Source organism: Pseudomonas sp. 05T35 (assembly GCF_056396605.1).
In genome coordinates this window covers 1-4,901 of sequence record NZ_JBFTLU010000349.1, presented here as the reverse complement: position 1 = coordinate 4,901, position 4,901 = coordinate 1, and the positions used below count along the sequence as shown (strand labels likewise).

Here is a 4,901-nt window from a genome sequence, read left to right as displayed (position 1 = left end):
GTGCGGTGTAGTGCAAGTGGTGCGGGCCGGCCCAGATGTACAGGGTGATCAGCGCCCAGAAATGCACGATCGACAACCGATAGGAATACACCGGCCGGCCGACCTGTTTCGGCACGAAGTAATACATCATCCCGAGGAAGCCGGTGGTGAGGAAGAAGCCCACCGCGTTGTGCCCATACCACCACTGCACCATCGCATCGGTAGCTCCGGAATACACCGGATAGGACTTGAACCAGCCCACTGGAATCGACAGGTGATTGACTACGTGCAGCATGGCGATCACCACAATGAACGCACCGAAGAACCAGTTGCCGACATAGATGTGCTTGGTCTTGCGCTGCACCACGGTGGTGAAAAACACGATGGCGTAGGCGACCCAGACCACCGTCATCCACACCGCGCCGGAGAATTCGATCTCGGCGTATTCCTTGGTGGTGGTGTAGCCCAGGGGGAGGGTGATCAGCATGCTGACGATCACCGATTGCCAGCCCCAGAAGGTGAAGGCGGCGAGTTTGTCGCTGTACAGTCGCACCTGGCAGGTGCGCTGCACCGCGTAGTAACTGGCGGCAAATTGTGCGCTGCCGGCAAAACCGAAAATCACCAGGCTGGTGTGCAACGGACGCAAGCGGCCAAAGGTGGTCCAGGGCAAATCGAGGTTCGCCTCCGGCCACACCAGTTGCGAGGCGATCCACACGCCCATCGCCATCCCGATAACACCCCATACCACTGTTGCCACGACGAATTGGCGGACGACCTTGTAGTTATAGGCCTGTCCGATTGCTGCTGTGCTCATGGTCAATGCTTCCACGGTTGCAAAGTCTTGCCAGGCCACCCGGTCTGGCATGCGGTCAACTGTAGAAACCCTGGTCGAAACAAAACAGACTCAGAAAAACTGCATTAATACGGATCAGATGCAGGGCCTGCCTGCGGTGATCTGCCGCGCCCTGATATGGTTTTTTAGTCTTTAGCTGAATCTGTAACCACCTGAGCCGCTACTGCATAGTCACCACCACACAAGAACCCTGGTTACCCACCCGTAGCAGCAGCCTCGCGGGCTCGGCAGCTGCTACGTGTTCTGTGGGTTTGGGGTCAGCACTGATGAGGTAGGACCATGTATCAATACGATGACTATGACCGGGCCCTGGTCTTTGAACGGGTTGCACAGTTTCGCGATCAGGTCGAGCGGTTCATGGCTGGAGCCTTGAGTGAGGAAGAGTTTTTGCCATTGCGCCTGCAGAACGGCCTGTACATGCAAAAGCACGCCTACATGCTGCGAGTGGCCATTCCCTACGGCACCCTGAGTGCCCGGCAGATGCGTACGCTGGCGAGCATCGCCCGGGATTACGATCGGGGTTACGGGCACTTCACCACCCGGCAGAACATGCAGTTCAACTGGATCGAACTGGCCCAGGTGCCGGACATCCTCGAGCGCCTCGCCCAGGTCGAAATGCATGCGATCCAGACCTCCGGCAACTGCGTGCGCAACATCACCACCGAAGCCTTTGCCGGGGTGGCGGCGGATGAGCTGATCGACCCACGGCCCCTGGCGGAAATCCTCCGGCAGTGGTCGACCATCAACCCCGAATTCCTGTTTTTGCCGCGCAAATTCAAGATCGCCATCTGCTCGGCGGAACACGACCGCGCAGCAATCATGATGCATGACATCGGCCTCTACCTTTACCGCGACGCGGCCGGGCAGATGCTGCTGCGAGTGATCGTCGGCGGCGGCCTGGGGCGCACACCGATCCTCGGCTTGCAGATCCGTGAAGGGTTGCCGTGGCAGCACTTGTTGTCTTATGTCGAGGCGGTGTTGCGGGTGTATAACCGCCATGGCCGGCGTGACAACAAGTACAAGGCGCGGATCAAGATTCTGGTCAAGGCGCTGGGCATCGAGGCCTTCGCCCAGGAAGTCGAACAGGAGTGGCAACACCTCAAGGATGGCCCGGCGCAATTGACCGACGTCGAATACCAGCGCGTCGCCAGCGCGTTCGTACCGCCTGCCTATGAGCCACTGGCCGACACCGACCTGGACTTCGGTACTCGCCTGACCGAGAACCCGGCGTTCGCACGTTGGGTTGCGCGTAACGTGCAGCCGCACAAAGTACCGGGCTACACCAGCGTGGTGCTGTCGACCAAACCCGGCATGGCCTCACCGCCAGGTGATGTCACTGGCGTGCAGATGGACGCAGTGGCCGACTGGTCCGAGCAGTTCGGTTTCGGTGAAATCCGTATTGCCCATGAACAGAACATTGTCCTGCCGGATGTACCCAAGGCTGACTTGTACGCATTGTGGCGCCTTGCCTGCGAGCACGGACTGGGCTGCGCCAACGTCGGTTTGCTGACCGACATCATTGCCTGCCCCGGCGGCGATTTCTGCGCGCTGGCCAATGCCAAGTCGATCCCCATCGCCCAAGCGATCCAGGCACGCTTCGATGACCTGGATTACCTTCACGACCTGGGCGACATCAGCCTCAACATCTCTGGCTGCATGAATGCCCGTGGTCATCACCACATCGGTAATATCGGCATTCTCGGCGTCGATAAGAATGGCAGCGAGTGGTACCAGATCACCCTCGGCGGATCACAGGGCAAGAACAGCGCGTTGGGCAAGGTCATCGGCCCGTCGTTCAGCGCCGCCGAAGTACCGCAGGTGATCGAGCGGATCATCGCGACCTTTGTCCGCTACCGCGAGAGTGAAGAACTGTTTGTCGATACCTTGCAGCGCATCGGTCTGGAGCCGTTCAAGGAGCGCGTTTATCCCAAGAGCCTGGAGGTCGTCGCATGAATAATCTGCTGCGATTGGAGGAAGGTGTTGCGCTTAAGGTCAATGACGATCCGTGGACACTGGTCAGGGACCTGGAAAGCGAACTGCCAACGGGGCCGCTGATCTTGCCGCTGGCCTTGTGGCTGATGCGCCGTATTGAACATCATCCGTCACGAGACGCGGTATGGCTGGGGCCGGATGACGATGTCGAAAGTCTCAAGCCGTGGCTCAAGCTGATCCMCATGATCGCGCTGGAGTTCCCGAGTTTCCGCGATGGCCGGGCTTACAGCCAGGCTTACCTGTTGCGCACGCGTTTGGGCTGGGCGGGGGAGTTGCGGGCGATTGGCGATGTGCTGCGCGACCAGCTCAGCCATATGCGCCAATGCGGTTTCGATGCGTTCGCGGTGCGTGAAGACAAATGCGCTGAAGATGCCCTCAAGGGGCTGGTGGGGATGAGCGTGCATTACGGTCGTTCGGTGATCGAGCCACGACCGTTGTTTCGCCGACGCTGATCAATACGTTCAACAGATCTGGGTGATGTGTGCACCCACTGTTGCGTGGGTGCACACGGTTTGCGTATCACTTCAACTTACGGGTTGATCGGCGTCAGCGGCGGCAGTTTCCATTGACCGTTGCCGACCTGAGGCTGGGGCAGGTACAGGCGCAATATCGCGTAGAACGGACCGTGCGGCGCCGGCAGCCAGTTGCTGCGCTGATCCTTGAGCGGCTCGGAGTGCTGCAGGTAAAGCGTCAGGCCGCCGTCCGGGTCGCGCTTGAAGGTGGACAGCATGCGCGAGTTGAGCAGGTAGCGTTTCTTGTGGTTGGGTACCAGCAGTTTGGTCTTGCCGTCGTACATGGTCAGCGACCAGAACGCGTCGGCCGGTGGCAACTGATCCTTGTCAAAGTGCACGGTGTAGCTGTGTCTCGCGCCATTAGCCGGTTTGCCCAGGCTGTCGACCAGATAACTGAATTTGGCTGCTTCATCGGCCGAGTTGCCAAAGATCCCCAGGTTGGCGCCGGCGTAGCGGTACAGATAATTGTTGTTCAAATGGTCGCGGGTACCGAACAAGTCACCGTTGCTGACCTGATGGGTATCGATCTTGTCTTTCTTGAACGCCGCGTACTCGGCCTTGGCATCGGCAATCCCGTCGTCGAGGGCCTTGCGCTGTTCGGCGGTGAGGGCTTTGAGGTCGTACGGCTGGCCGGCAACAATGCCGATTTTCGCGAAGCGTGCCAGTTGGTCTTTTTCAACGTCTTGCGCCGGGGCGAAGCCGAGCATGAAGTTCAGGTAGCGGAACAGCTCCGGGCTGTCGCTCATGGTCGGAGTTGGCTTTGGCCAGTCAATTTTTGGTGCGGCGGCCGGTGCCGGTTGCCCCAGGTACTGGCTCAGCGTCTGAACCTTGTAGCCGTGCTGGATTTTCTTGACCTTCTCCAGGTCCTTTTCGTCAAACAGCTGGGTACGGTACAGCGCATAGGCAATATTGGTTTCGCTACGTACCAGTCGATCGATCTTCAGCGGTTGCTGACCTTGCCAATTGGGACCGGCAATCATGAAGGTCCCGCCCTTGTTGCCCGTGCTGCGGGTGCCCAGGTAAGCAAAATTCTGGGTATAGAGGTCGACCAGTTGTACCGAGTAGTAACGCTCTTCGGCGATCTGCGGCAGGGTCACAACCACAGGCTCTGCGCGCAGGTCCATCCAGAGAACTGAGCTGGGAGTGTCCGGGTTTGGGCTAACGAACGCGGTGTCCTTGGGGGTGAACGCCCTGGCCGTATTGCTGATATGGTTGAGCGGTGCCTTGAAGTTCGGACCGTTCTTGTCCACCGCCTGGGTGTACAGGGTCTTGTACATCTCCACCACCGGGAAGCCGTAGAGATACGCGTCTTTGGCGATCCCCCGGGCTTCTTCGGGGCTGGCGCTGAAATCTGCCCAGGCGCTGGCGCTCAGTAGCAAAGAGAGGCCGGCGAGCAACAGGCGGGTCGGTTTTTCGATGGTCATTGCACAGTCCTATGGATAAGCGCGATTCAGGTGTTATTTCACGGGCGTAATGTCGTCGAGTTTGCGGTTTTTGTCGAAACAAGTTTCCGTTACCGAACAAAGGTGCACGTCATTGCGGGCAAAGGTGCACGTCATTGCGGG

At 59.1% G+C, this 4,901-nt stretch carries 4 protein-coding genes; 2 read left to right on the top strand and 2 right to left on the bottom strand.

The genetic code is table 11. The annotated features are described in order from the left end of the window. On the bottom strand, positions 1-793 hold a 793-nt coding region (locus AC1DH9_RS22345), incomplete at its 3' end, for a cbb3-type cytochrome c oxidase subunit I (RefSeq protein WP_477808798.1). Between the two features lie 318 nt (positions 794-1,111). Between AC1DH9_RS22345 and AC1DH9_RS22340 the strand changes: the two genes are divergently transcribed. Together AC1DH9_RS22340 and AC1DH9_RS22335 are read left to right on the top strand one after the other, a co-directional pair. Further along, positions 1,112-2,785 carry a nitrite/sulfite reductase gene (locus AC1DH9_RS22340; RefSeq protein ID WP_477808797.1) on the top strand — a complete coding sequence of 558 codons (1,674 nt, stop codon included), beginning with the start codon at positions 1,112-1,114 and terminating at the stop codon, positions 2,783-2,785. Beyond that, a complete protein-coding gene (locus tag AC1DH9_RS22335; protein ID WP_477808796.1) occupies positions 2,782-3,276 on the top strand; it encodes a DUF934 domain-containing protein in 495 nt (164 codons plus the stop codon). Before AC1DH9_RS22340 ends, AC1DH9_RS22335 begins: the two co-directional genes overlap by 4 nt. A gap of 77 nt (positions 3,277-3,353) precedes the next feature. Here AC1DH9_RS22335 and AC1DH9_RS22330 read toward each other — a convergent pair whose 3' ends face one another. Beyond that, positions 3,354-4,760, bottom strand: a complete 1,407-nt coding sequence (locus AC1DH9_RS22330) for a DUF1254 domain-containing protein (RefSeq protein WP_427536951.1) — start codon at positions 4,758-4,760, stop codon at positions 3,354-3,356. Positions 4,761-4,901 lie beyond the last annotated feature (141 nt).

Excerpts from the sequence above, each read along its gene's own strand:
- AC1DH9_RS22330 (WP_427536951.1), bottom strand. The coding sequence starts at position 4,760 with ATGACCATCGAAAAACCGACCCGCCTGTTGCTCGCCGGCCTCTCTTTG.
- AC1DH9_RS22340 (WP_477808797.1), top strand. The coding sequence starts at position 1,112 with ATGTATCAATACGATGACTATGACCGGGCCCTGGTCTTTGAACGGGTT.